Origin of the sequence: Pseudomonas sp. ANT_H12B, from assembly GCF_008369325.1 — a bacterium.
Taxonomy (GTDB): Bacteria; Pseudomonadota; Gammaproteobacteria; order Pseudomonadales; family Pseudomonadaceae; genus Aquipseudomonas.
On the sequence record NZ_VOBI01000001.1, the window covers coordinates 543,255 to 567,708 of the forward strand.

At 59.9% G+C, this 24,454-nt stretch carries 26 protein-coding genes; 13 read left to right on the forward strand and 13 right to left on the reverse strand.

The genetic code is table 11. The features are described 5' to 3' along the window. The first annotated feature begins 266 nt into the window (after nucleotides 1–266). Nucleotides 267–1,187, forward strand: a complete 921-nt coding sequence (locus FQ185_RS02635; RefSeq protein WP_149416102.1) for a MurR/RpiR family transcriptional regulator — start codon at nucleotides 267–269, stop codon at nucleotides 1,185–1,187. Nucleotides 1,188–1,266: 79 nt separating this feature from the next. Further along, on the forward strand, nucleotides 1,267–1,878 hold the full coding sequence (locus FQ185_RS02640; protein WP_149416103.1) for a glutathione S-transferase: 612 nt from the start codon (nucleotides 1,267–1,269) through the stop codon (nucleotides 1,876–1,878). 283 nt (nucleotides 1,879–2,161) lie between these two features. Here FQ185_RS02640 and FQ185_RS02645 read toward each other — a convergent pair whose 3' ends face one another. Further along, nucleotides 2,162–3,100, reverse strand: a complete 939-nt coding sequence (locus tag FQ185_RS02645) for a hypothetical protein (RefSeq protein ID WP_149416104.1) — start codon at nucleotides 3,098–3,100, stop codon at nucleotides 2,162–2,164. A gap of 185 nt (nucleotides 3,101–3,285) precedes the next feature. Continuing rightward, complete coding sequence (locus FQ185_RS30445) at nucleotides 3,286–3,594, reverse strand: hypothetical protein (protein ID WP_256730356.1); 309 nt, start codon at nucleotides 3,592–3,594, stop codon at nucleotides 3,286–3,288. A gap of 173 nt (nucleotides 3,595–3,767) precedes the next feature. On the opposite strand from FQ185_RS30445, the gene FQ185_RS02655 reads away from it, so the two are divergent. Next, complete coding sequence (locus FQ185_RS02655; protein ID WP_149416106.1) at nucleotides 3,768–4,451, forward strand: response regulator transcription factor; 684 nt, start codon at nucleotides 3,768–3,770, stop codon at nucleotides 4,449–4,451. Then, nucleotides 4,429–5,823 carry a HAMP domain-containing sensor histidine kinase gene (locus tag FQ185_RS02660; protein ID WP_149416107.1) on the forward strand — a complete coding sequence of 465 codons (1,395 nt, stop codon included), beginning with the start codon at nucleotides 4,429–4,431 and terminating at the stop codon, nucleotides 5,821–5,823. Before FQ185_RS02655 ends, FQ185_RS02660 begins: the two co-directional genes overlap by 23 nt. A 127-nt stretch (nucleotides 5,824–5,950) precedes the next feature. Here FQ185_RS02660 and FQ185_RS02665 read toward each other — a convergent pair whose 3' ends face one another. Genes FQ185_RS02665 through FQ185_RS02675 form a run of 3 tightly spaced genes read right to left on the reverse strand, consistent with a single transcriptional unit; the run spans nucleotide 5,951 to nucleotide 8,205 of the window. Continuing rightward, complete coding sequence (locus FQ185_RS02665; protein WP_149416108.1) at nucleotides 5,951–6,361, reverse strand: SRPBCC family protein; 411 nt, start codon at nucleotides 6,359–6,361, stop codon at nucleotides 5,951–5,953. Nucleotides 6,362–6,388: 27 nt separating this feature from the next. After that, nucleotides 6,389–7,186 (reverse strand): SDR family NAD(P)-dependent oxidoreductase, encoded by a 798-nt coding sequence (locus FQ185_RS02670; RefSeq protein ID WP_149416109.1) that lies wholly within the window; start codon nucleotides 7,184–7,186, stop codon nucleotides 6,389–6,391. 2 nt (nucleotides 7,187–7,188) lie between these two features. Further along, nucleotides 7,189–8,205, reverse strand: coding sequence for an aldo/keto reductase (locus FQ185_RS02675; RefSeq protein WP_149416110.1), 1,017 nt, complete (start codon nucleotides 8,203–8,205; stop codon nucleotides 7,189–7,191). 116 nt (nucleotides 8,206–8,321) lie between these two features. Here FQ185_RS02675 and FQ185_RS02680 point away from each other — a divergent pair, with 116 nt between their 5' ends. Further along, on the forward strand, nucleotides 8,322–9,221 hold the full coding sequence (locus FQ185_RS02680; protein WP_149416111.1) for a LysR substrate-binding domain-containing protein: 900 nt from the start codon (nucleotides 8,322–8,324) through the stop codon (nucleotides 9,219–9,221). A 107-nt stretch (nucleotides 9,222–9,328) separates the two neighbouring features. Here the strand turns inward: FQ185_RS02680 and FQ185_RS02685 are convergent, their stop codons facing one another. Beyond that, nucleotides 9,329–10,534, reverse strand: a complete 1,206-nt coding sequence (locus FQ185_RS02685; RefSeq protein ID WP_149416112.1) for an NAD(P)/FAD-dependent oxidoreductase — start codon at nucleotides 10,532–10,534, stop codon at nucleotides 9,329–9,331. Nucleotides 10,535–10,726: 192 nt separating this feature from the next. Here FQ185_RS02685 and FQ185_RS02690 point away from each other — a divergent pair, with 192 nt between their 5' ends. Both FQ185_RS02690 and FQ185_RS02695 read left to right on the forward strand, forming a co-directional pair. After that, nucleotides 10,727–11,746, forward strand: coding sequence for a GlxA family transcriptional regulator (locus tag FQ185_RS02690; protein WP_149416113.1), 1,020 nt, complete (start codon nucleotides 10,727–10,729; stop codon nucleotides 11,744–11,746). A gap of 323 nt (nucleotides 11,747–12,069) precedes the next feature. After that, nucleotides 12,070–12,387, forward strand: a complete 318-nt coding sequence (locus FQ185_RS02695; RefSeq protein WP_149416114.1) for a DUF2388 domain-containing protein — start codon at nucleotides 12,070–12,072, stop codon at nucleotides 12,385–12,387. A gap of 77 nt (nucleotides 12,388–12,464) precedes the next feature. Here the strand turns inward: FQ185_RS02695 and FQ185_RS02700 are convergent, their stop codons facing one another. Continuing rightward, the gene (locus FQ185_RS02700; RefSeq protein WP_149416115.1) at nucleotides 12,465–13,388 is read right to left on the reverse strand and encodes a pyridoxal-phosphate dependent enzyme; all 924 of its coding nucleotides are present in this window, start codon (nucleotides 13,386–13,388) and stop codon (nucleotides 12,465–12,467) included. A 103-nt stretch (nucleotides 13,389–13,491) separates the two neighbouring features. Continuing rightward, entirely contained in the window at nucleotides 13,492–14,283 is a 792-nt protein-coding gene (locus tag FQ185_RS02705; protein WP_149416116.1) for an SDR family oxidoreductase, read from the reverse strand. Between the two features lie 122 nt (nucleotides 14,284–14,405). Between FQ185_RS02705 and FQ185_RS02710 the strand changes: the two genes are divergently transcribed. Then, nucleotides 14,406–15,344 (forward strand): GlxA family transcriptional regulator, encoded by a 939-nt coding sequence (locus FQ185_RS02710; protein WP_149416117.1) that lies wholly within the window; start codon nucleotides 14,406–14,408, stop codon nucleotides 15,342–15,344. Nucleotides 15,345–15,392: 48 nt separating this feature from the next. After that, the gene (locus FQ185_RS02715; protein ID WP_149416118.1) at nucleotides 15,393–16,052 is read left to right on the forward strand and encodes an isoprenylcysteine carboxylmethyltransferase family protein; all 660 of its coding nucleotides are present in this window, start codon (nucleotides 15,393–15,395) and stop codon (nucleotides 16,050–16,052) included. Nucleotides 16,053–16,061: 9 nt separating this feature from the next. Here FQ185_RS02715 and FQ185_RS02720 read toward each other — a convergent pair whose 3' ends face one another. Together FQ185_RS02720 and FQ185_RS02725 are read right to left on the reverse strand one after the other, a co-directional pair. After that, entirely contained in the window at nucleotides 16,062–16,730 is a 669-nt protein-coding gene (locus FQ185_RS02720) for an HAD-IA family hydrolase (protein WP_149416119.1), read from the reverse strand. Nucleotides 16,731–16,820: 90 nt separating this feature from the next. Then, nucleotides 16,821–17,234, reverse strand: a complete 414-nt coding sequence (locus FQ185_RS02725; RefSeq protein ID WP_149416120.1) for a response regulator — start codon at nucleotides 17,232–17,234, stop codon at nucleotides 16,821–16,823. Nucleotides 17,235–17,407: 173 nt separating this feature from the next. On the opposite strand from FQ185_RS02725, the gene FQ185_RS02730 reads away from it, so the two are divergent. After that, nucleotides 17,408–18,349 (forward strand): class I SAM-dependent methyltransferase, encoded by a 942-nt coding sequence (locus tag FQ185_RS02730; protein ID WP_149416121.1) that lies wholly within the window; start codon nucleotides 17,408–17,410, stop codon nucleotides 18,347–18,349. A gap of 53 nt (nucleotides 18,350–18,402) precedes the next feature. On the opposite strand, the gene FQ185_RS02735 is transcribed toward FQ185_RS02730, so the two are convergent. Further along, a complete protein-coding gene (locus FQ185_RS02735) occupies nucleotides 18,403–19,176 on the reverse strand; it encodes a helix-turn-helix transcriptional regulator (protein WP_149416122.1) in 774 nt (257 codons plus the stop codon). A gap of 111 nt (nucleotides 19,177–19,287) precedes the next feature. Between FQ185_RS02735 and FQ185_RS02740 the strand changes: the two genes are divergently transcribed. Both FQ185_RS02740 and FQ185_RS02750 read left to right on the forward strand, forming a co-directional pair. Further along, nucleotides 19,288–20,391, forward strand: coding sequence for a polyamine ABC transporter substrate-binding protein (locus FQ185_RS02740; protein WP_149416123.1), 1,104 nt, complete (start codon nucleotides 19,288–19,290; stop codon nucleotides 20,389–20,391). A gap of 159 nt (nucleotides 20,392–20,550) precedes the next feature. Further along, nucleotides 20,551–21,669, forward strand: coding sequence for a P1 family peptidase (locus FQ185_RS02750; RefSeq protein WP_149416124.1), 1,119 nt, complete (start codon nucleotides 20,551–20,553; stop codon nucleotides 21,667–21,669). Here FQ185_RS02750 and FQ185_RS02755 read toward each other — a convergent pair. Continuing rightward, complete coding sequence (locus FQ185_RS02755; protein WP_149416125.1) at nucleotides 21,626–22,270, reverse strand: NAD(P)H-dependent oxidoreductase; 645 nt, start codon at nucleotides 22,268–22,270, stop codon at nucleotides 21,626–21,628. The genes FQ185_RS02750 and FQ185_RS02755 overlap by 44 nt on opposite strands. Nucleotides 22,271–22,356: 86 nt before the next feature. On the opposite strand from FQ185_RS02755, the gene FQ185_RS02760 reads away from it, so the two are divergent. Continuing rightward, nucleotides 22,357–23,010 carry a TetR/AcrR family transcriptional regulator gene (locus FQ185_RS02760; protein WP_149416126.1) on the forward strand — a complete coding sequence of 218 codons (654 nt, stop codon included), beginning with the start codon at nucleotides 22,357–22,359 and terminating at the stop codon, nucleotides 23,008–23,010. A 369-nt stretch (nucleotides 23,011–23,379) separates the two neighbouring features. On the opposite strand, the gene FQ185_RS02770 is transcribed toward FQ185_RS02760, so the two are convergent. Continuing rightward, nucleotides 23,380–24,102: a GNAT family N-acetyltransferase gene (locus FQ185_RS02770; RefSeq protein WP_149416127.1), complete on the reverse strand. Its 723-nt coding sequence runs from the start codon at nucleotides 24,100–24,102 to the stop codon at nucleotides 23,380–23,382. Nucleotides 24,103–24,454: the final 352 nt, after the last annotated feature.

Genomic DNA, 24,454 nt, shown 5'->3' on the forward strand with positions numbered 1-24,454 from the left:
CGCGCCGAACGCTCTTGGTGGATGGAGACTAAAACGTCCGGGGCCGAATAATCAATAATTATTCTAAATATTTTTTACGTGGAATATTTTTTCCAATAAGCTGTGGTACAGGCGTTCCACAGGCAGTGCATCGTTTCAGCACACATCACACAGACTGCAAGCTCAAGATTTTATTCCGGCCTACCCTGTAGACTGCGCACAGCCAACCTATTGTCAGGGGATGACCTATTCGTCGTTCCTATAAGAACAAGCCAGAAGGATCCTTTATGTCCCGCACCGATCAGCCGGCTCCGACCGAGAGCACGCCCGACAGCGATCTCGCCAGCCCCCCGATCAACGCCGAGCGTCTGCTGCAGCTGATCACCAACGAGTACGAAAGCCTGCCGCGCCAGCTCAAACGCATCGCCAGTTACATGAGCCAGCAGAGCGACCGGATCATGGTCGACCGCATCAGCGACATCGCCCGCGAGTGCGAAGTGCACCCGTCGGCGATCGTGCGGTTTTCCCAGCGCTTCGGGTTCAGCGGCTTCAGCGAAATGCAGGCACTGTTTCGCGAGGCCTATACCCACAAGACCACGCCGGTTCAGAACTACCAGCAGCGCATTCGCAGCATGATCGCCAACAAGTCGCAGAAGGCCAGCGGCGGCGATCTGGCGCGCGAGTGCATCAATGCGACCCTGTCTGGCATCGAACGCCTGGGGCTGGAACTCGACGATGCAGCCTTCGACAAGGCCGTCGACCTGGTGGTGAATGCCGACAATATCTACGTGGTCGGGGTGCGCCGTTCGTTCGCGGTGGCCGACTACCTGGTCTACAACCTGCAACACACCAACAAGCGCATCCATCTGGTCTCGGGGCTCGGCGGCAGCTACCGCGAGCAGATGCGCAGCGTGCGCGCCAATGACCTGGTAATCGCCATCAGCTTCACGCCCTATGGCAAAGAAACCCAACACTGCCTGCGCATCGCCCAGCACCATCAGGCCAAAACCCTGATCATCACCGACAGCAACCTCTCGCCCCTGGCCAAGCGAGCCAGCACTGTGCTGCTGGTCAACGAAGGCAGCTCGTTTGCCTTCCGTTCGCTGAGTGCCACACTGTGCTTGTGCCAGGCGCTGTTTATTGCCGTGGCCTATCGCCTGGAATTGAAGGTCGATGAGATTCACGAACAGGTCGGCTTCGAGGATTAGCAGCACGCCGTTTGCAGCTCGCTGAACCTCAGCCAAGGTAGTCCGTCCTGAAACGGACATCTGAAGGAGGAGCGGTTCAATGAAGCTGATCGGCATGCTCGATTCGCCCTATGTGCGGCGCGTCGCCATTTCTGCCAAATGCCTGGGGATCAACCTGGAACACCAGTCGGTGTCGGTGTTTCGGCATTTCGAGCAATTCCAGCAGATCAACCCGGTGGTCAAGGCGCCCACCCTGGTGCTGGATGACGGTGAAGTGTTGATCGACTCGACGCTGATCATCGAATACCTGGAAGCTTTGGCCGGCCCCGGCAAGAGCCTGATGCCCGTCGATATCGATCAACGCCTGCGCTCATTACGTCTGATTGGCCTGGGATTGGCGGCGTGCGAGAAGGCAGTGCAGATTTATTACGAACGCAACCTGCGCCCGGCGCACATTCAATTTGAACCGTGGGTAGAACGGGTCGAAGGGCAATTGGCGGCGGCGTATTCGGCGCTGGAGCGTGAGCTGGAAAAGCAGCCGTTGAAGACTGATGGTTCGATCGCGCAAGACGGGATTACCTTGGCAGTGGCCTGGAGCTTTACCCATCTGGTGGTGCCGGATCAGGTGCAGGCTGCGCAGTTTCCGCTGATTCGAGCGTTCACGGCGTATGCCGAGGGACTTGAAGAGTTTGTGAACACTCCGATTGAGTAGACGAATGCGTTGCGTCTGATCTGCCCCCTTCGCGAGCAAGCCCGCTCCCACAGTTGATTGCGTTCTCCTGTGGGAGCGGGCCTGCTCACGAAGACGGACTGACAGTCACCATCAATGTCACGATCAGGCTGCTCAGACAAAAACGCCGCTTCCACCAAAGGCAGAAGCGGCAGAGGCACAAGCCTCAGAAGAATCAGTGCATGAACAGGGCGATCAGGATAATGATCGGGATCGGTACGCCGAGAAAGAACAGCAGTAATGAGCGCATGGAAGTTCTCCTGGTTTAGCGAACAGGTACGGTAGTAGTGGTGGCATAAGCGTCGGTTTCGACGTACTCGACCGCATCCCGACGACGACCGCCGAAGGTTGCAGCGAAGCTGGCGAAAAACGCACCGATCAGCAGTGCAACGAACATCCACAACGATGTCGTTGCAGCCACCTTCGCAGCCGTGTCAGCCGCTTGTTGAGCCGCCAGTTTGGTGTCGGCTACGGCTTTTTGGGTGCGGGCATAAACCTCATCGACTCGACGTTCAGCATCCGCTTGGGTCAGGTTGGTGCGCTGGGCGACCAGTTGTGCGAGGTAGGTCCGGTCTTCGGCAGCCAGTTGGCCGTCGTTGCTCAGGCTGCGCACGAAGATGCGCGTTACCGTGCCGCGAGCGGCGTCATCACTGACCGCCGCGGGGCGATCATCACGGAACAGGCTGTCGATGAAGTAACCGTACTGGTCACTGTCGGTGTTACCGGCAGCTGTACCCGCCGCTTGAGTCACCGCATTGGCGGCACCACTGGCAACACTCGCACCGGCCTGCACACCACCGCTGACAATGCCGCTGACAGAACCGACCACCAGGGTCGCGGTGACCAGCGTCGCTACGCACCAGGCCAGAAAGCCATGGGCCGTGTCGCGGAAATAGACCTCATCACCGTGCATGTTCGCCCACTTCACCCGCAGGCGACCGGCGATATAACCGCCAAGCCCGGAAGCAACAATTTGGGTAACGGCCAGCCAGACGATCGTTGAAATCCCCAGGCCCTTGGCACTCGCGCCTTCATTGGCCCAAGGCGAGACCGCCGAAAAGCCCAGACCAATGCCGAGCAATACCAGGATCAACGACAACGCCGCCGCCGCAGCGGCCCCGGCGAAAATCGCGCCCCAGGACACGCCAGAGAGCGTGCTTGATTCTTCGAGGGCAGGATAGAAACCATCAGGGGATCTATTCATTGTTATCGCTCCAGGCAGGAAAGATGGTGTTACAACTCTTCAACGGAGGAATTGCAGTCACCGTGCCAGTCGCCAACTTTAAATAAATCCTGGTATTTCAATAAGTTATAAAGTTTGAACTTCCAATGGCCATGCAATTTGCAAGGAACTGCCAAACGCAGCGGGTTTTATGCATTGCGGACGAACTACTTGCGCTTGTAGCTCTTGTTACCACTAGGCGTAAGGCAATACACCCCGCCTCTGGGCCCCGTACAGAACGACCCGGTGCCACATGCGCAACCATCGGCGTTGCGCAGCAGCGTTTGTGGTTGTGCCTGGCTTGCGCCGCCGTACAGTCCCGAGCAACTTTTTTTCGATGCACTGATAGAACCGTCGTTGCACAGAAACAAATCGCCATCGCAGCGATCAATTCCGCCCTTTTTTCCCGAACAGGGCGTGTTGCCCGCCCAAGCGGATATGCTAGCCACGCACAGCAACAATAAAACAATCGGCATGCCGCCATGGCGAATCAAAGTGCGCACAGTCCAACTTCCCAGAGTTATGGCCCGATGCCATCAATGCTCCGGCCAGACCTATAAAGCAACATGAAAGTTAATTTAAAAAGTCGCCGGTATTTCTTGGCAAAATGCTCACACCTTTGCCATGAACCCATTATCAGGTCCGCCCTATGACCCGCATCTTGACCATCGAAGACGACGCCGTGACCGCCCGGGAAATCGTCGCCGAACTGAGCAGCCACGGCCTCGATGTGGATTGGGTCGACAATGGCCGCGAGGGTCTTGAGCGCGCGGTCAGCGGCGACTACGACCTGATCACCCTCGACCGAATGTTGCCCGAGCTCGATGGCCTGGCGATTGTCACTACCCTGCGGGCCATGGGCGTGGCCACACCAATCCTGATGATCAGCGCCCTCTCCGATGTCGATGAGCGCGTTCGTGGCTTGCGCGCTGGCGGTGACGATTACCTGACCAAACCGTTTGCCACCGATGAAATGGCTGCCCGGGTCGAAGTTCTGCTGCGCCGGCAGAACACCGTGACCGCCCAGGCCACCACGCTGCGGGTGGCGGATCTGGAACTGAACCTGATCAGCCATGAAGCCAGCCGCGACGGTCAGCTGCTGACGCTGTTGCCCACCGAGTACAAATTGCTGGAATTTCTGATGCGCAACACCGGGCAGATTCTGTCGCGGATGATGATCTTCGAAGAGGTCTGGGGTTACCACTTCGACCCCGGCACCAACCTGATCGACGTGCACATCGGCCGGCTGCGCAAGAAGATCGACCCGCCTGGCAATGTCCCACTGATTCGGACTGTGCGAGGCTCGGGTTATGTCATTGCCGAACCCGTCTAAAGGCTGGCGTTCTTCCAGCAGCCGACTGCTGGCGCTCTACAGTTCGCTGTTCGTGATCTGGAGCGCGATCCTGCTGGGCGTCATGTACTACGAGGTTTCGGCTTACCTGGACAACCTCGCCAAACATTCGCTGATGCAACGTCAGCATCTGTTTTCGCGTTTTTCCGGTGATCAACTGGTGGATGCCCTCGCGGTCAGCATGACCTTCGACATCCGCGGCATCGATGCCTACGGTCTGTTCGATGAACAGCATCGCTACCTCAGCGGTGCCCTGCGTCATATTCCCCAAGGCATGTCGCTGGACGGCAAGATTCACACGCTCAGCGATTGCGCCGAGTCCGACGACCCAACCCTGCCCGCCGACAGTTGCGACGCGGTGGCGACCCAGACCAAGGACGGTCGCTGGCTGGTGCTGGTGCGCGACAACGGTTCGTTGTTTGCCGTGACCCGAATCATCCTTCATGCATTGTTCTGGGGCGTAACCCTGACGATCCTTCCGGGTATCGCCGGTTGGCACTTGTTGCGCCGTCGACCTCTGCGGCGCATACGCGGGATTCAGGCCAGCGCCGAGGCCATCGTCGCCGGCGACCTGACCCGGCGTTTGCCGCTGTCCAATCGCCGCGATGAACTGGACATGCTCGCCGCCATCGTCAATGCCATGCTTGAGCGCATCGAGCGCTTGATGAACGAGGTCAAGGGCGTGTGCGACAACATCGCCCATGATCTGCGTACCCCGCTGACCCGCTTGCGGGCGCAGCTGTACCGGATTCAGCAACAAGCCGACGACGGTTCGACGCTGGCCGTGCAACTGGACTCAGTGCTCGGTGAAGCAGACACCTTGATGGCGCGCTTTCGTGGGTTGCTGCGGATTTCCGAGCTGGAAGATCGCCAGCGGCGTTCCGGTTTTGTGCAGCTGGATCCGGTGCCGTTGTTGCAGGAACTGCATGAGTTCTATCTACCGCTGGCGGAGGAAGGTGAACTGGTTTTCAAGCTGCAATTGCCGGAATCGTTACCTGTGCTGAACGGTGATCGAGCGTTGTTGTTCGAGGCTGTAGCGAATTTGCTGAGCAACTCGATCAAATTTACGCCGCCGGGTGGCGAGGTGATTTTGCGTGGAATCAGTGAGGGTGGGCATACGCGGATTGAGGTTCTCGATTCCGGGCCTGGTATTGCGGAGGCCGAGCGAGAGGCGGTGTTCCAGCGTTTCTATCGTGCCGATGGCGGCAATCAGAAAAACGGGTTTGGGTTGGGGCTGTCGATTGTCGCGGCGATTGTCAGCCTGCACGGGTTTGCGCTTGAGGTGGGCACTAGTGAACTCGGCGGGGCAAAATCAGTGCTCGATTGCCGACAGAACTTGATTCCCCCGGGTTAAAGATCGTTCCCACGCGCAGCAACGGAATGCCTCAAGGGACGCTCAGCGTTCCAGCTCTCGAAAGGGACGCGGAGCGTCCCGGGCTGCATTCCTTTGCTGCGCGTGGGAACGATCAGTGGTGACGGCTTCAGGCGGGGTAGTTCGCCCGCAGGGCTTGGAGCCCACCCTGGTAGATCCCGGTAAACAACTCCTCAACCTCTTTATCACTCACCCCAACAGGCGTGAACCGTCCCGACCAGGTCACTCGCGCGCCCTGCCCCTGTGCGTCAACACTGATCGTCGCCAGATAGTCAGTAGCCGGAAACGGTGCCTGCAAAATCGAATAGCTGTAGGTTTTTACTGCATTGTCGAAAGACTCAAGCCGCTCGACCACTACCGCGCCATCCGCCGTTTGCAGACTACGCACCCGCCCGCCTTCGCTGAGTTCACTTTTCGGGATAAACGGCAGCCAGTCCGGCAGCGTGTCGAAGCCGCCAATCAATTGCCAAACCTCATCGGCCGAAGCCGGAATGTCGATAGATGCTGATGCAGTTGCCATGTGAAGTTCTCTCTTAATCAAAAAGGTTCAGATCGCCATGCTGTCGACGACACCGCCATCGACCCGCAGTGCCGCGCCGGTGGTAGCCGAGGACAGCGGCGAGGCGATGTAAGCCACCAGGTTGGCGACTTCCTCGACATCGGCTACGCGCTGGATGATCGAACTCGGCCGGGCCTTGCGCACGAATACATCGGCTTCTTCCCGAGCGCTGCGACCCGATTCGGCGGTGGCGTCCTTGAGCATCTGTTCCAGCCCATCGGTAAACGTCGGGCCCGGCAGAATCGCATTGACCGTCACCCCGGTGCCCGCCAGCCGCTTGGCCAGACCATGGGATACCGCGAGGTTGGCGCTTTTGGTCACGCCGTAGTTGAGCATATCGGCCGGGATTGCGATCCCCGACTCCGAAGACAGGAAGATCACCCGGCCCCAGCCTTGCTTGACCATGTCCGGCACGTAATGCCGAGACAGACGCACACCCGAGATCACGTTGACCTCATAGAAGCGCGTCCACTCGCTGTCCGGCGTGTCGAAGAAATCCACGTCGTTGAAGATCCCGAGGTTGTTCACCAGAATGTCCGCCCGGGGTTCGGCCGCGAACAACACCTCGGCGCCTTCAGCCGTGCCCAGGTCAGCGGTCAAACCACGCAACTGTGCGTCCGGCACGCGCTGTCGAATGCTCGCCAGCGCCTGCTCGACCTTGGCCGTCTCGCGGCCGATCACCACCACCGTGGCGCCGGATTCGGCCAGCGCCTTGCTGATGCCCAGGCCAATACCAGCGGTGCTGCCGCTGACGATGGCGAGTTTTCCGCTCAGATCAATTTTCATGTTCAAGCTCCAATGATCGGCAATGGCGCACGTTCCGAAACCAGCTTCGCATCGCGCATCGCCTGCCAGAAGGCAGCGGGAATAACGGCCGACAACGCGGCAACGTCTTCGGCAATCCGGTCCGGACGGCTGGAACCCGGAATCACCGCCGCCACGGCCGGGTTAGCCAGGGAGAACTGCAACGCGGCGGCCTTGATGTCGACACCGTGGGCAGCAGCGATGCGCTTGATCTGCTCGACTTTGTTGACGATCGCCGGGCTGGCCTTCTGGTATTCGAAGTGCGTGCCACCCGCCAGAATGCCCGAACTGTAAGGACCACCGACCACGATCTCGACGTTCTGCGCCAAGGCCGCGTCCATCAGACGTTGCAAGGCACGATCGTGATCGAGAAGCGTGTAGCGACCCGCCAGCAGAAAACCGTCCGGCTGGGCTTCAGTCAGATCAAGAGTCAGCTCGCAAGGCTCGACCTTATTCACGCCCAGACCCCAACCCTTGATCACGCCTTCTTCGCGCAAACGGGTCAGCACTTTGAAGGCGCCGGTGCGGGCCTGGTTGAAGTATTCCAGCCATTGATCGCCGTAGAAGTCCTGGGCGATGTCGTGAACCCAAACGATGTCCAGACGATCGGTTTGCAGACGCTTGAGGCTGTCCTCGATCGAACGCATGGTTGCATCGGCGCTATAGTCGTTGACGATCTTGTTCGGGCGACCGTGTTCAAACACACCGCTTTTTTCACCCAGGTCGCGAGCCGCAGCATCTTCGACTTCATCGAGAATCACCCGGCCGACCTTGCTGCTGAGCACATAGTCGTCGCGGTTGTATTGGGCCAGCGCGGCGCCCAGACGAATCTCCGACAGGCCGGAACCGTAAAACGGCGCGGTATCGAAGTAACGCACGCCAGCATCCCAGGCGGCGTGAACGGTGGCCATCGCCTCTTCTTCAGGAATGGCGCGGAACATGTTGCCCAATGGGGCGGTACCGAAACCCAGTGTGCCGGGCAGTTTGTCGTTCAAGCTCATGATTCAATCCTCGTCAGTTTCAAAGTCAGTTGAATGACCGTTGAGCAGATCCTAGATTGCGATGATCGGACCGTCCAAGACATAATGCGCAGCACTTAAGTCCCGATAGGTCTGACATGATCGACATCCGTCAATTGCGCTACTTCGTCGCCGTCGCCGAAGAAGAACACGTCGGTCGCGCCGCCGAACGCCTGCACATTTCCCAGTCGCCCCTGAGTCGGCAGATCGCCCAGCTCGAAGAGCGCCTGGGTTTGACACTGTTTGAACGCAGCCAGCAGCGCATTCGCCTGACCCGCGACGGCCAGACTTTCCTGGCCGAAACCCGCGCCCTGCTGACCCACGCCAATCGCCTGGAATCGCTCGGCAAACGCCTCGGTCGCGGTGAAGAAGGCGGCTTGTGCATTGGCTATATCGAAAACGCCATGCACGCCGGCGTCTTGCCCAATGCCCTGCGGGTGCTGCGGGTCGACCGGCCGAGCGTGCACATCGCGTTATACAACCTGAGCTCCGCCGAACAACTCGAAGGCCTGCGACAGCGTAGTCTGGATATCGCCCTGGTCAGCGAACCGCCCGTCGCCGACGATCCGGACCTGCTGGGTTTTCAGGTGCTGGACGACCCGATGCTGCTGGCCCTGCCCGAACATCACCCACTGGCGCAGCAGACGACCTTGACCCCGGCGGACCTGGCTGATCAGGAATGGATCGGCGTGCAACACCGCCAGCACTGCGCCAGCCGCGAAGACTTCCTCAGCGCCTGCATCCGCGCCGGTTTCACCCCGGACATCCGCATGGAAGCCACCGAACCCTTCACCGCGCTGGGGCTGGTGGCGTCGGGGCTGGGGATCGCGATGATTCAGAAAGGCTTGAGCCGCAACGCACCACCGGGTGTGGTGCTGCGGGAAGTACCGTGGATTTCCTTCACCACGCCACTGTGGGCGGCATGGCACCGGATTAATTTGCGACCACTGGTGGAGACATTCAGGAAGGTGCTAACGGAATCAGGCCCGACCACATGATCGTTCCCACGCTCTGCGTCACCCAGCCGCTCTGTTTCAGGCAGCAGCCAAAGGACCTGGATCAATAAGGTCGGGCGGGCGTTTTGCCGGGTACTCAGCCCTACTCGCTAGAAAGACATCTGCGGGTTACCGGCAGCCAACGCATCGACACGGTTCGCCGCTGGCGGGTAGATCCACTGGGTGTTGATCATGCGTTTGCGGGCCTTGCCTTCATCGTGGGTCAGCAACACCTCGCGATCCCAGCCTTCGGTGTACACCGCGCCCCACTCGCCCAGATCCAGGCACGTGGCATAGAACGGCTGACGGTATTCGAGGGTCGGCACGCCCACCAGGTCGGCGGCCACGTTGTGCCCGGCAAAGCGTCCCATGAAAATCGCATGCTGACAGGACATCAGCGCGTAATGACCTTCGTCATCGGTCAGCGCCGTCGCTACATCCCCCGCTGCGAAGACATGATCCGTACCGACCACACGCAAGTCGCCGGTGACTTCGGCACGTCCCTGGCGATCCAGTCGCGTCGACACTTGCGAGGTCAGACTGCTGGCGATCATGCCGCCGGTCCAGATCACCGTTTTAGAGTTGATTCGCTCGCCAGCAGCAGTCAACACACCGTTCTCATCAATGGCGACCACGCCGGAACCGACCTGAAACTCGATGCCCATGGACGTCAGTGCTTCAGTGATCATCGGCCGTGGGTTCGGGCCCAGATCCGGGCCAATCGCATCGGCGCGCTCGACCACGATGATCTTGAACCGGGCATCCGCGCCATGGATGTTGCGCAGGCGTTCCGGCAGTTCGGTGGCGACTTCGAGCCCGGTGAAACCGCCGCCAACCACCACAATAGTATGGCGGGCCGCCGAGTCAGGCAGGTTGGCCAGTTCCGCCAGGTGCCGGTCGAGTTTCACCGCGTCAGACAGTTGATCCACCGCGAAGGTGTTTTCCAGAAGGCCCGGCACCGGAGGACGGTTGAGTTTGCTGCCACTGGTCAATACCAGGCGGTCATAGGGCACGGTGATGTGTCGGCCATCGGATGCGATCGCATGCACGAAACGTGCGCTGGAGGTGTCGATGCGCTCCACCTCGGCTTCGATGAATTTGACGCCCGCCGCTTCCAGCAATGGCAGCAACGGTGCGCTCATTTCGTGAGGCGCGTGTTCATGCAGACGCGGACGGATGACGATTTCCGGCTTGGGGGAAATCAGGGTGATTTCGACGTCTGCGGTTTTGCCGTGCGTATCCAGCACGCGTGCCGCGCCCAAGGCGCTCCAGACGCCGGCAAAACCGGCGCCGACGATGAGTATTTTCCGGGACATGATTGCTACCTTCGTAATAGTAATGGAGGCAGACAGCGAGCGACTGTCTGGTACAACCCATTGCCGATGGTAGGGTTGAACGTTGTCGGGCTAAATGACATAAAACCCTGAAATCCTGACAGCCGATCAATAGCGATAACGCTTATACCGTTTGCGAATTATGCTTATTCCATCTCGCTGATACAGAAGCCTATGAACGATATCGCCAGCACTGCCGATGACCCCGCACCTCAGCCCGACCGGCCGCGCCTGATCGTCTTCCTCGCTTACCTCGAATTGGGCTTGCTGGATTTGACTGGCGCGCAAACTGTTTTCTGGGCCGCTTCCAGGTACATGAACAGCCGTGGTTTGCCGGGTTACACACTGCACACGGCCAGCCTGGCCGGAGGCTTGATTCACACCGCCGAGGGCCTGGCCGTCGACACCGTGCCGTTGAGCAACTTTGCGGACCAACCGATCGATACCCTGATCGTTCCCGGCGCACCGAATATTCTTCAGGCGATGAACAATGCTCTGGATCTGGTCGCTTGGCTTGCACACGCATCGACCAACGCCAAACGTATCGCTTCGGTGTGCAGCGGGACTTTCCTGCTGGCGCAGGCCGGGTTGCTCGACGGCCGACGAGCCGCCACCCACTGGGCGATGTGCGACATGCTCAAGGAGCGCTATCCGTCAATTGAAGTCGACAGTGATGCGATCTTCGTCAAACACGGTTCGGTCTGGACATCCGCCGGTGTCAGCGCCGGTATCGACCTGGCACTGGCGCTGGTCGAAGAGGATTGCGGGCGTGAAGTGACGCTGCTGGTGGCGCGGGAAATGGTGGTGTACCTCAAGCGTCCCGGTGGCCAGGCCCAGTACAGTCAACTGCTGCAATCGCAAACCAGCGAGGGCGCCGCCTTCGACGAACTGCACCTGTGGATTACGCGAAACCTTGCGGGCGCCCCCCTCACGGTCGACTTGCTCGCCCAGCAAGTGCAAATGAGCCCGCGTAACTTTGCCCGGGTCTACAAATTCAAGACCGGCCGCACCCCGGCCAAAGCCGTGGAAGTGCTGCGAGTGGAAGCCGCCCGGCGCTTGCTGGAAGACTCCGAGCGCAACATCGATCAAATCTCCCGGCTATGCGGGTTTGGTGATGAGGAGCGCATGCGCCTGACCTTTCAGCGCAACCTGGGCATCTCGCCGCGGGATTATCGCAACCGGTTTACGCGTTGAGTTGATCCGTTTCGCACAGCCGTAATCCTATGATCGTTCCCACGCGCAGCAAAGGAATGCATTCCGTGACGCTCGCGTCACCAGTGCGCAGGGCTGAAGTCTTGCGTCGGGAGCGGAACGCGGAGCGTCCCCTGCGGCATTCCCACGCAGGGTCCGATCGCCAGCGCGCCGAACGCCAACCGCAATGTGGCGAGACAAAACTGGCGCATCCGGACTTATTGGTTGAAGTGATTGTTTGCGCGGCAAGGAACTCCTGAGGGCTGCCGTGCATCCTAAATTATGTGGTACTTCCTTTACGCTTCATGCTGTCGGAGGACACCGTCATGCGCCGTCTGTTTTTATTATCGTCACTGATACTGTGTTTACCTTTCGGTTCGGCTATGGCCAAAGTGGACGCGGGCGATGTCGCCACCTCAGCCGGGGTTTCCGCATCGCTGTACTCGACGTTCAAGGATGACAAACTGGTCATTCCCGCCCGGGATGACGCCTCCAGCTTCGTTGCGAGTGGCGGTGCGATTCGCGGCGTTTACCTGGAGTCGGTTTTAAAACAGATTCGTCTGGATCATCCCGACCTCAAGGCTAGCGACGAAGACCTGGCCCGCGCCATCCTCGTTCAGGAAGGCGTTCCAGCAGGTCAATGAACACCGTAACGTCAGCGGTGGGGCTCGTAACACGCGAGTAGTGTTTCCAGCCCTGCCTTGCCTCAGCGCAGCTTTGTTTATGCGCCGGCGGACGTGCGCGCCCAGCCGGCCACCAACTGCGCGCTAATGCTCACCCCACCACACACCACAATCACCACATCATGGGCGCCGGCAATCGCCGGATGGTCCAGATAGCCGATCGCCAACGAAACACCGCACGCCGGTTCGACCAACTGACGCAAATCATTGGCGTAACGGACCACGCCCATGATCGCCTCCTCATCGCCGAGCGCCACGCACTCATACGGAAAATCGAGAATGTGCTGCACCGGCCAGGCGGCCACTTGCGTCGCGCCAAGTGACCTGGCGACCGTGTCGATCCGGGGGAATATGACCGGATGTCCGGCACTGACAGCAGCAGCGAAAGACGCCGAGCCCTGGGTTTCACACGCGATGATCCGACAGTCCATTCGATGGTGGCGGATCAATCCGGTCAGAATTCCCGCCAGCAAACCTCCGCCCCCTACCGACATCACCAACGCATCGACCTCGGGACAATCCTCGAGGATTTCATCGACCATGGTGCTGTGCCCTTCCCACAATACCGGGTGATCAAAGGCCGGCACGTACTCGGTGTCCGCACCCTGCGCGAGTTCTTTGGCCCGTAGATTGGCTTCGTCCCAGACCTTGCCATGGACGATCACCTCGGCACCGGTTTTCCTGATCCGTGCGCGAGTCGTTTCCGGCGTGGTGTGCGGCACCACGATGCAGGCTTTCATCCCCAGACTGGCGGCGGCCATGGCGGTGGCAAACCCGGCGTTGCCACCGGAAGGACAAATCACCTTGCGTTTACCCTGTTGCGCCGCCTGACTGCACAAAAGCCCTATGCCGCGAAGTTTGAATGAGCCGCTGGGTTGCAGGTTTTCCAGCTTGAGCCAGATTCGCCGGGATGGGGTCGACAGCTCTGGATGCAGAATCAAGGGCGTTCTGATGTGCAGCATTTTCGGCTCCCTTTGGCACGCCACCGGCTCGTCGAGCGTTTGACGAGCCGCGGGTGAACGGTCCTTATCCAAGCTTAGTTCACCCTACCCCGGGCCTGTCTTCTCAGCGATAACGCGGTGCCGCCGTGCAATGGCCGAACAACCCTGACAGCGTCTGGCGCTGAGCTTCGTAAGCGTCCCATTGTTCGCCTTCGTGCAGGCCCGGAATCGTTACTACTTCGCCTTGCGCCAGCCCCGCCAGCGCGGCATCGACCATGTCCTCGGCGGACATCACGATCTCTTGCGGCAGGTTTTCCACCGGGTTGCCGGCCTCGCTCCAGAAATCAGTCGCGGTAGCGCCGGGCAACACAGCCTGGATGCGGATGCCCTTGTCGGCCAATTCGTGGTGCATGGACTGGCTCAAGCCAAGAACGAACGCCTTGGTCCCGCCGTAAACGCCGTTGAGAATGTGCGGTGCGATGGCGACGATCGAGGAGATGTTAATCACCGTGCCGGTACCACGGGCGACGAAACCTGGCACCACCGCGTAAGCCAGACGCATCAACGCGGTCACGTTAAGGGTGATCATGTTTTCCATGTCATCCACGGGGCTGCCGAGCAGTGGCATGACAGCGCCGACCCCGGCGTTGTTGACCAGCAGGGTAATGCTCGCGTCGTGGCGCAGAATGTCTTCGACCCGCCGCAAGTCAGCCTTGTCTTTCAGATCAGCGGCGACCACCTCCACGGCGCGGCCGGTTTCCTTGCTCAGGTGGTTGGCCAAGGCGTTCAACCTGGCTTTACTACGGGCGACCAGAATCAGGTCGTAACCCTGCCGGGCGAGACGGTCGGCATACACCGCGCCGATGCCGGAAGAGGCGCCGGTGATCAGTGCGGTACCTTTGGATGAGAGGGCCATGTTCAATTTCCTTCACAGTAAGGCGATACGTTCGCCGGGTGTGAACCGTTATAAATTGACTCACGCCCGTCGCAAATGACGTTTAAAGTACGTTTTTCGGACACGACCTTGAGGACCTACCGATGACTTGCGTGGCGTTTGTAGTTTTTGAGGGGTTCCAGTCCATGGCGCTGGCGGCCATGCCGGTGTTCGAGTACGCCAACTTCAGCGCCGGCGAAGCGCTGTATGACGTCAGCGTGCTGTCCGAAGACGGCCGCACATTACGCGCCTCCGGCGGGCTGAACGTCGGTACCGAGGCGTTCGATGAGCGGGTGTTCGACACGGTGATCGTGGTCGGCGGCGATGCCATCCTCGAGCAGGCGCCCGAAGGTGTGCTGAGTTACCTGCGCGACAGCGTTAAAACCGCACGGCGCACGGCATCGATTTGTTCCGGGGCTTTTGTCCTGGCCCAGGCCGGTTTGCTGGACGGTCGGCGGGCGACCACGCATTGGGCTTACGCGCGGGACCTGCAAGCGCGGTTCCCGTCGATCAAGGTCGAAGACGATCGCATCTATGTGATCGATGGTTCGATCTGGACGTCCGCTGGCATGACCGCAGGGATCGACCTCGCACTGGCCATGGTCGAGAAGGATCACGGTGCCGAACTGGCCCGCTCCGTGGCGCAGAAACTGGTGATGTACCACCGCCGCGCGGGCGGTCAGTCGCAGCACTCGGCGCTGCTGGAACTGGAACCGAAATCCGACCGCATTCAAACAGTTCTCGGCTATGCACGCGAACACCTCACCGAAACATTGTCAGTGGAGCAACTGGCAGACGTCGCGCGCCTCAGCCCCCGACAATTCAGCCGGGCCTTCCGGGCGGAAACCGGGCAGTCGCCGGCCAAGGCCATCGAGAACCTGAGACTTGAGGCGGCGCGACAGATGTTGGAACGCGGGCGACTGACCCTCAATCAGATCGCCGAAGCGTCCGGTTTCAGCGACTGCCGACGCATGCGCGAAGCCTTCCTTCGGGCGTTCGGGCAGCCACCGCAGGTGATTCGGCGTAATGCGAGGTCCGTGTAAGCGCGCCTCCTACACTGAAAGGTGTACGGCAGACCTTGGGAGGTACACATGAAAATCTCACCGAAACTGGCGTTCTTCGCCATCATCAGCACCCTGGCCTATCTTGGCCTCGCCATTTGGGGGCTGGGCGGGTTTGCGGCGTTATTCTCCCATGCGCCGCTGGTGGTTGTTGCGCTGGCAACCCTGGTGATGGCCATCGCATCGTTGTTTACCGAGGTCAACCTCAGCTCCGGCGAACGGGAAGATCGGGCCAATCGCTGGGTGATCCCGGCCCTGGGGGTGATCGGATTATTGAGTGGGTATCTGCCGGCCTACACCGACCGGATCGATTTCTGGACCTTCGGTGGCGAGGGCGTGCGCTGGTGGGGAGCGCTGCTGTTCATCGTCGGCGGCGCATTGCGGTTGTGGCCGGTTTTTGTGTTGGGCAAGCGCTTCAGTGGTCTGGTGGCGATTCAACCGGGGCACAGCCTGGTCACCGACGGGATTTATCGAACCTTGCGCAACCCCAGTTATTTGGGGATGTTGATCATTGCCGTGGGCTGGGCGCTGGCGTTTCGTTCGAGTGTCGGCCTGTTACTGGCAGCGCTGACGCTGATCCCGCTGATCGCTCGCATTCATTCCGAAGAAGCGCTGTTGAAGGCGCAGTTCGGTAGCGAATACGAGGCCTACTGCGCCCGGAGTTGGCGGTTGATTCCCGGGGTTTACTGAAACACCACATTAGATTTTCTTTAGGCGGATGAGACCGTCGGCATCTGCGCGGGCCTCGACCGAGTCATAGCTGGCTAATGTAGCGTGCAGCGTCTCAATCGGATGAACATGGGTCGATGTCATGACAACAAGATCCGCCCCCGCCGCCTCGGCTGCAAGAATCCCCACCGTAGCGTCTTCAAAAATCAAGCATTGCGTCACTTCAACGCCTAACCGCTGAGCAGCCAGTCGATAACCGGCGGGATCAGGCTTGCCAGCGCTGACGTCTTCGGCAGTGACCATCACCGAAGGTTCTGGAATCCCCGCCGCCGCCATCCGACGCAGTGCCAACGCCTTGGGCGCGGAAGTGACGATGGCCCATTGGTGGGTGGGCAGCGACTTCAGGAAACCGGCCGCAGCAGACACCTGGACAATCCCCTCGACATCCTCGATTTCCGCCTCGGTGATAAACGCTGCTTCAGCCTCGGCATCCACCCCGGGCAATGCCAGGCGATTGATGGTGTCGATGGCGCGAGCGCCGTGAATGGTGGGCAGGAAAGACGCGACATCGACGCCATGGCGCGTGGCCCAGGCAGCCCAGATCCGCTCGGCGGCGGCGATGGAGTTGAGGACGGTTCCATCCATATCGAACAGAAAGGCGCGGTATGGCGTGTTGAAAACGGATTCGTTAGCAGACAAGTGGGAGCATCCTCTCGCAAGGGCCTGACGGGTGTGCCGGGCAATGTAGCATTTGCGAGCTGACAGGGCTCGAACGCGGTATCGACGTTTTCAGCCGATCGGCTTCGACTTCGACTTCAAGGCACCCGCCACACAGTCCAGCAATTGCCCAAGCGCCCACGGCTTCTTGATGAACGAAACCGAATGCTTCACTCCAGAGGTTTCCGGGGTTTCGAAGCCGGACATGATCATGATCGGCTTGTCCGGCCAGCGGTCACCGAACTGGTTGGCGAGGTCCGCGCCATTGAGTTTGCCGGGCATGGTGATGTCGGTGAGCAATAGATCGACGCCGTCCGAGTGTTGCTCCAGATACGCCGATGCGGCATCCGCGCTGACATGCGGTTCAACCACAAACCCTTCTTCCTGAAGAATTTCGCAAAGAAACTCCAGGATCAGCGGATCGTCCTCCACCACAAGAATCAACTCGCCTGAAAAGCGCTCGCCTCCCGTCGATACTGGACTCATGACCTCGCAACTCCCTGATCGTATAAAAGATTTCGCGTGCGTAAATCCGCTGCCTACAGGTATGAGCAGCGGGCTTGGCGGAAATTCATTTTAGATATAGGTGACCGACGAAATCTGCCGAACTGCAAGCCGTGGGCTACAATACCGCCCCCTCATATTGTCGACGCTGCCCGATGAACTCAGACGCCCTCTCCACCCTCCACGCCCATTTGCTGACGGCGCTGGCCACTGCCCCCGCAGAAACCCGTCGGCTGTTCCACGGTCGCGGTCGCTGCTGGCCCGGGCTGGAGCAATTGACGGTCGACTGGTTGCAGGGCGTGGTGCTGGTATCGCTGTTCAAGGAGCCTGAAGTGTCGCAACTGGAGGTGTTGAAACAGCGGCTGATGGAAGTTACTCAGTCATCCGAGTGGGCGAAATCCGGCGCGCACACCTTGGCGTTGCAACATCGCTATCTGCTGCAAAGCACCACCGAGTGGCTGCGTGGAGACGCGATCGAGGACATGACCATCACCGAGGGCGGCCTGAATTATCGGGTGGACCTGGGCCGCAAACAGAACACCGGCCTGTTCCTCGACATGCGCTACGGCCGCGATTGGGTACGGGCGAACGCCGAGGGCAAGCGGGTGTTGAATCTGTTTGCCTACACCTGCGGATTCTCGGTGGCGGCCATCGAAGGTGGCGCGCTGCATGTGGTCAACCTGGACATGTCCAGCCCGGCCCTGAACCGGGGCCGCGACAATCACCGGCTCAACGGGCACGACCTGAGCAAGGTGACTTTTCTCGGTCACGACCTGTTCAAGTCCTGGGGCAAGGTCATCGGCAAGGGACCGTACGATCTGGTGATCATCGATCCGCCGTCCTTTCAGAAAGGCAGTTTTCTGCTGACCAAGGATTACCAGCGGGTGTTGCGCCGTTTGCCGGAGTTGCTGAGTCTGGAGGGCACGGTACTGGCTTGCATGAACGACCCGGCCTTCGGTGCGGATTTCCTGATCGAGGGCGTCATGCGTGAAGCGCCGAGCCTGCGGTTCGAGCAGCGGCTGGACAATCCACCGGAGTTTGCGGATGCCGATGTTGAATGCGGGTTGAAGGCGTTGGTGTTCACACGCGCCGATTGAGTTTTTGTTTCACGGTGGATCGGGTGAACTCATGACTTGTAGGCCGCCTCGCCTCACCGCGGCTGCAACACCAACGCAAACAACTCCCCATGCCCATTCACATTGAGCTTGTGATAAAGATTGCGCCGATGCACCTTCACCGTTTCCGGGGAGATGCCCAGTTGCTGGGCGATGGCCTTGCTTGAGAATCCCTGAAGAATCAGCCGCGCCGTTTCCACTTCCCGTACCGTCAGTCGCGCGTCGAAGCGATCCAGAAGGCTCGCCAGATCACCGGCCACCGCCTCGGCGGCCGGGCCTTCCGGCGGCATCAATTGCAGGTGCCGACGCATCGCGGCCAGCACCCAGTCGCGCACGCAGAGCAGACGGCCCTGCTCTTCAAGCGTGAAGCGCGTCGAGCGTCCCAGAGACAAACCGAGCACCGCGCCATCGACGTTGACCATGAACTGCAACTCGTCAGCGCCCACCACCGAGCGGAAGTAGCTCAGGTAGTACTCGCTCTGCTGGAACTGGTCGGGAGCCAGCGATTCAAGGCTGTGCAAACCGTCGGCAATGCCGGCGCACGCAGCCTGATAAAACGGATCGAGCAAGTACATGCCAGCGCTGTAGTCCGCCAGTTCCTCATGCTCGTCGCCGCTACCCTTGGAGTCGAAATCAATCATCAGGCGCGGCACTCGTCCGGACCGCATCACCGCAACCAACGCGTTGTCCAGCGGCACCAGCAGGCGCAGGGTATCCACCAGCGCGCGCCAGAATCCGTCCTGACCCACTGCAGCAAATACCCGCGCCAGCCCCTGGTGCACCGGTAACTCTTTCAACAACGCGTCCACGCACTACCCCTTTCGAGTAACCCATGATGGGAATGGGTGAGTCCAGCCCCTGCCGATACGCTGCAAGCACCTGTTCATCACCGGCCTGCAGCAGGCCAGGAGTGCCGCATCATGAGTCGTCACCGCTCGTATTTCAATCTGGGGTTTGGCGCCTGTCTGGCGGTTTCGCTGTCGGCGGTTGCCGCCGATGGCCCGACCGTGCACGTCTACAACTGGTATGACTACATCGGCCCGAACACCCTGCATGACTTCAAGCGTGACACCGGAATCCAGCCGGTCTACGACACCTTCGACAGCGCCGAAGTCCTGGAAGGAAAACTGCTGACGAGCCGCAGCGGATATGACGTGGTGGTGGCCAGCAACTTCAGCCTGCCGACCCTGATCAAGGCCGGCGCCCTTGCACCGCTGCCCCGCGCCGAGATGCCCGATTTCAAAAACATGGACACTGACTTGCTGGCGAAACTGGCCACCAACGATCCGGGCAACCAGTACGCCGTGCCTTATCTGTGGGGCACCAATGGCATCGGCTACAACATCGAAAAAGTCCGCGCAGCCCTCGGCGACAAGGCGCCGGTGGATTCCTGGGACCTGGTGTTCAACGAAGAGAACCTGGCCAAACTCGGCGAGTGCGGCGTGGCCATGCTCGACTCGCCGTCCGAGATGTTGCCGGTCGCCCTGCACTACCTGGGCCTGCCGCCCAACAGCACCAACCCAGAAGACTACAAGAAGGCCGAAGCGCTGCTACTCAAACTGCGTCCGCACATCGCCTACTTCAACTCGTCGAAGTTCATCAGCGACCTGTCCAACGGCAACATCTGCGTTGCGGTGGGTTGGTCGGGTGCGATGCTGGAAGCGAAGGCCACCGCCGAGCAAGCCGGTAATGGTGTGAAGATCGCTTACAGCTTGCCGAAGGAAGGCGCGCCGGTGTGGTTCGACACGCTGGTGCTGCTCAAGGACGCGCCGCATCCGCAACAAGGGCTGGCCTTCATCGACTACCTGATGCGCGCTGAAGTCATCGCTCCGGTCAGTAACCACCTCAACTACCCCAACGGCAACCGCAACGCGACGTCACTGGTGGCCGAAGCGACCCGCAACAACCCGGCGGTGTATCCGTCCGCAGAAGCCTTGGCCACGTTGTTCATCCTTCAGCCGTTGCCGCCCGCAACCGAACGAGTGCGCACGCGGATCTGGAGCAAGGTCAAAAACGGCCAATAGATTCACCGTTCCCTGTGGGAGCGGGCTTGCCCGCGATGAGGCCGTCAAATCCAACATTGATGTCGTCTGACACACCGCTATCGCGAGCAAGCCCGCTCCCACAGGTTCTGCGCCCAGCAAGCCCGATTTTTTCTGCCACGAATCGAGATGAGAGAAACAATGAAACCACGTGCCCGCGACCTGAAGATCCAGTTCGGCCAACTGCAACCCGGCCCGCTCAACGCGATCACCGACGTGCCCGGCGTACGGGTCGGCCACAGCAATGTGCGAGGACGCACCGCCAATGGCCGCGACATCCTCACTGGCGTCACCGTGATCGAACCGCGTGCCGGTTCTACCAGTCTGCAACCCTGTTTTGCCGGCGTTCATGTGCTCAACGGCAACGGCGATGCGACCGGTCTTGAGTGGATTCGCGAGGCGGGTTTGCTGACCAGCCCGATCGCCTTCACCAACACCCATAGCCTGGGCGTAGTGCGTGACGCGCTGATTGCGATCGACCGTGAGCAGCAGCCGGATAACGGACGGCTCTACTGGAACATGCCGGTGGTGCTGGAAACGTTCGACGGCCTGCTCAACGACATCAATGGCTTTCACGTGAAGCCCGAACATGTGGCCCAAGCCCTGGACACAGCGGCGGGCGGCCCGGTGACTGAAGGTTGCGTCGGTGGCGGCAGCGGCATGATCTGCCATGAATTCAAGGGCGGCATCGGCACCGCTTCGCGGCGTCTGAACAGTGCCCAGGGCGGCTGGACCGTCGGCGCTATCGTTCAGGCCAACCACGGCATCCGCAACGAACTGCGCGTCGACGGTTACCCCGTCGGGCGCTACATGGAGCAGGCCGATTCGCCGTTCCTCAAGGCTTCACTGCCGCATCCGGGCATGGGCTCAATCGTGGTCTGCCTGGCCACCGATGCGCCGTTGCTGCCGCACCAGTGCACGCGCCTCGCGCAACGCGCCAGCCTGGGCCTGGCCCGTACCGGCGGCGGTAATGAAGACCACAGCGGTGACATCTTCATCGCCTTCGCCACCGGCAATCACATGCCGCCGGCCGCTTATGAAAGCAAGCGCGCGCCGACCTGCGACAACCTGAGCATGGTCAATAACGACCACATCAGCGAGTTGTTCCTGGCCGCCACCGAAGCCGTTGAAGAAGCCATCATCAACGCCTTGCTGGCCTCCGATACCGCCGAGGGCAATGGCCATGCGGTGCCGGGGCTGGATGCCGAAACGCTGCTTAACGCACTGCGTCGAGCTGGCTGGCCGGGCGAACAGGTGTAGCCGGATCGAGGTGTCTGGATGCCGCAAAGAGATCGCGACCGATAGCTCGCGCGGCCTCCAGATGAACCGCCGGATCCTGTGTTTCCGATTCAAGCAGCAGTTGGGACGTCAACACCCGAGCACCGCAATATTCGAAGATGCCATGGTCGATCTGGGTCTTCATCGCCTCGGCATAACCGTGGCGGGCATAGGTTGCCGCGTCGGCGCCGCCTACACCGATCAAGTGCACCCGCAGATGGCCAAGCTTCTTCTCCAGTTTGTCGGCACTGAAATCGAACGCCCAGCCGTTGGAGAACACCCGATCAATCCAGCCCTTGAGCAGCGCCGGCATCGACCACCAGTAGACCGGATAAACCAGCACCAGCGCATCGGCGCGTTCTATCCGTGCTTGCTCGGCAAGCACATCAGCAGGGGGTGGCGCTTCCCTGTGATGCACCGCCAGATCAGCGGCGCTGAACCTCGGTTCGAACCCTTCGGCCGAGAGGTCGGCAATTTCGAATGTGTTTTCGGGATCCAGCGACAGGCCTTCAGCAATCTGTGCCGCCAGGCTATGGGTGAGCGAACGGGGATCGTGATGAGCGACAACAATAAGCGCGTGCATGCTGGAATCTCCTGATTGAGAGCACAAGGCGAACCTTATATACTCTTGGTAAGTTACGATCACTAAGTTACTTTTGGTACATAGCCATGTCAACCACAGAAATAACCGAACAGGATTCCAGCCCACAACCGCGACGACGGATGTCCCGGGAGGATCGTCAGCGCCAGTTGCTGGACGTCGCCTGGCAACTCGTCCGGGATGAAGGGACGGACGCCTTGACCCTCGGTCGCCTCGCCGAGCTAGCCGGGATTACCAAACCGGTGGTCTACGATCACTTCACCACGCGACCCGGATTGTTGGCGGCGCTCTATCAGGATTTCGACGCCCGACAGACAGCGCTGATGGATGCCGCGCTTGAGCGCAGCGAACCGACGTTGCCCGGCACCGCCAGGGTGATCGCTTCGTCGTACGTCGACTGTGTGTTGCTTCAGGGCAACGAGATCCCCGGCGTTATCGCGGCACTGGCCAGCTCCCCGGAACTGGAGAAGATCAAGCGCGAGTACGAGGCGATCTTTCTGGGAAAATGCCGGACCGCCCTCTCCCCTTACGCGAATACGGGTGAGATCAAGCCTGCGGGATTGCGAGCGATGCTTGGTGCAGCGGAAGCGTTGTCGAACGCCGCGGCGAATGGAGAAATCACCGCTGCGCAGGCACAGGACGAGCTATTCGAAACCATCGTGGGGATGGTCGAAAGAAGCGCACGCAGAGACGTTGGAGAGGCAGCCAAAATTGATGCCTGAAACAGCTTTCGACTAGCGGTACTTGAGTGCGAAAGCCCATCTTCCTACGATAATTCTACGCAGCCGTTTGTTGACTCAAGCCGTTGCGTAAGTGGTGAGTGAACTGAACCCCTAATCAAGCTCGCCACTTGTTTCACGCGCATCTTGAGCCTCAAGGGCTCTACTTCCTCCCCATCAAAGAGCGTTGAGGCTCTTTTTTAACCGCGTGATTTCCAGACACGAAAAAGCCCGGCATTTGCCGGGCTTTGCACATCTGAAACTCACCAACTTTCCTGTGGGAGCGGGCTTGCCCGCGGAGGCGGTGTATCAGGCGACATCAATACCAGATGTGACGGCCTCATCGCGGGCAAACCCGCTCCCACAGTGGATCTAGACCAGACGTAAATGAGCGGCGCTTGCTCGCACGGCACCGTCGCCCAGACGTTCGCGAACAAACTCATTGGCCTTGCGAGTCATCTGGTCCAGATGCCGGTCACGCTGCTTTTCCGCATCAACCATCGCGCGCTTGCCGTGTTTTTGCAGCAGATACGTATGAATCTGCCGCACCTCCAGCGAGCTGTAGATCGAGGCCACATCCAGCAACCCCATCAAGCCGTCACTGCCATGGTCGCGGGTGTTCATCAGCACCTGTGTCCCGCGCACGCCCACTACCTGAAAACCCATCGATTCAAAATACGGCACCTTATTAACGGCGCAGGTCAATTCAGCATGCGGATAGCGGCCGACCATCTCCCGCAACATCCTCCGGGCAATACCTTGACGCCGATGGCCGCCATCCACCGCCATATAGGCCACGCCGCACGCCTCGGGATCGTCCTTGACCGGCAAGTACAGCAAAAAGCCGACGACCTTCTCCGGGTCGTCATCGTCGGTTGCGACCAACAACTCCACGGCAATCCCTTTCGCCCCGTTCAACGCCTCCAGATAGAGGTGAACCTCAAAGCCGATCGCGTACTGATAGATGTTGTACAACAGGTTGCTCGGCGGGATCGCGACCATGCTGATGTCGGTCAGGTTGTCGACCACCATCTGCAGGATCTGGCTATTGATGTGCTCGGGGCACGGGGTTTTGAAGTAGGTAATCTGGGGCATTGCAGGGGCTGACTCCGAGGGGCGGATGTGAACAGTTGATCGCGGGGCTGCCTATCATAACGTGCCGGGGCGGCTTACTCGCAAAAGTACTCTGCGCTACGCAATGATCGTTCTCACGCTCTGCGTGGGAACGATCTACGGCCGTGATTGATGAGGTCAACTCATGACTCCATACGGCTTATTGCCCTTAATCAATTGTTCAAACTTTTCTAGTCTGTGAAAGCCGAGAAACGTGTCTGGCTTCTATTCATGAACCCCACGCATAACTCTATAGCTGAAAAACGCAAAAACATTCCGCAAGCGCGCGGGTCACTCTTTTGATGAGGACTGGCAACGCCAACTATCTAATAGG

Coding starts and splice junctions, on each gene's coding strand:
- FQ185_RS02635 (WP_149416102.1), top strand. CDS start 267: ATGTCCCGCACCGATCAGCCGGCTCCGACCGAGAGCACGCCCGACAGC.
- FQ185_RS02640 (WP_149416103.1), top strand. CDS start 1,267: ATGAAGCTGATCGGCATGCTCGATTCGCCCTATGTGCGGCGCGTCGCC.
- FQ185_RS02645 (WP_149416104.1), bottom strand. CDS start 3,100: ATGAATAGATCCCCTGATGGTTTCTATCCTGCCCTCGAAGAATCAAGC.
- FQ185_RS30445 (WP_256730356.1), bottom strand. CDS start 3,594: ATGCCGATTGTTTTATTGTTGCTGTGCGTGGCTAGCATATCCGCTTGG.
- FQ185_RS02655 (WP_149416106.1), top strand. CDS start 3,768: ATGACCCGCATCTTGACCATCGAAGACGACGCCGTGACCGCCCGGGAA.
- FQ185_RS02660 (WP_149416107.1), top strand. CDS start 4,429: ATGTCATTGCCGAACCCGTCTAAAGGCTGGCGTTCTTCCAGCAGCCGA.
- FQ185_RS02665 (WP_149416108.1), bottom strand. CDS start 6,361: ATGGCAACTGCATCAGCATCTATCGACATTCCGGCTTCGGCCGATGAG.
- FQ185_RS02670 (WP_149416109.1), bottom strand. CDS start 7,186: ATGAAAATTGATCTGAGCGGAAAACTCGCCATCGTCAGCGGCAGCACC.
- FQ185_RS02675 (WP_149416110.1), bottom strand. CDS start 8,205: ATGAGCTTGAACGACAAACTGCCCGGCACACTGGGTTTCGGTACCGCC.
- FQ185_RS02680 (WP_149416111.1), top strand. CDS start 8,322: ATGATCGACATCCGTCAATTGCGCTACTTCGTCGCCGTCGCCGAAGAA.
- FQ185_RS02685 (WP_149416112.1), bottom strand. CDS start 10,534: ATGTCCCGGAAAATACTCATCGTCGGCGCCGGTTTTGCCGGCGTCTGG.
- FQ185_RS02690 (WP_149416113.1), top strand. CDS start 10,727: ATGAACGATATCGCCAGCACTGCCGATGACCCCGCACCTCAGCCCGAC.
- FQ185_RS02695 (WP_149416114.1), top strand. CDS start 12,070: ATGCGCCGTCTGTTTTTATTATCGTCACTGATACTGTGTTTACCTTTC.
- FQ185_RS02700 (WP_149416115.1), bottom strand. CDS start 13,388: ATGCTGCACATCAGAACGCCCTTGATTCTGCATCCAGAGCTGTCGACC.
- FQ185_RS02705 (WP_149416116.1), bottom strand. CDS start 14,283: ATGGCCCTCTCATCCAAAGGTACCGCACTGATCACCGGCGCCTCTTCC.
- FQ185_RS02710 (WP_149416117.1), top strand. CDS start 14,406: ATGACTTGCGTGGCGTTTGTAGTTTTTGAGGGGTTCCAGTCCATGGCG.
- FQ185_RS02715 (WP_149416118.1), top strand. CDS start 15,393: ATGAAAATCTCACCGAAACTGGCGTTCTTCGCCATCATCAGCACCCTG.
- FQ185_RS02725 (WP_149416120.1), bottom strand. CDS start 17,234: ATGAGTCCAGTATCGACGGGAGGCGAGCGCTTTTCAGGCGAGTTGATT.
- FQ185_RS02730 (WP_149416121.1), top strand. CDS start 17,408: ATGAACTCAGACGCCCTCTCCACCCTCCACGCCCATTTGCTGACGGCG.
- FQ185_RS02740 (WP_149416123.1), top strand. CDS start 19,288: ATGAGTCGTCACCGCTCGTATTTCAATCTGGGGTTTGGCGCCTGTCTG.
- FQ185_RS02750 (WP_149416124.1), top strand. CDS start 20,551: ATGAAACCACGTGCCCGCGACCTGAAGATCCAGTTCGGCCAACTGCAA.
- FQ185_RS02755 (WP_149416125.1), bottom strand. CDS start 22,270: ATGCACGCGCTTATTGTTGTCGCTCATCACGATCCCCGTTCGCTCACC.
- FQ185_RS02760 (WP_149416126.1), top strand. CDS start 22,357: ATGTCAACCACAGAAATAACCGAACAGGATTCCAGCCCACAACCGCGA.
- FQ185_RS02770 (WP_149416127.1), bottom strand. CDS start 24,102: ATGCCCCAGATTACCTACTTCAAAACCCCGTGCCCCGAGCACATCAAT.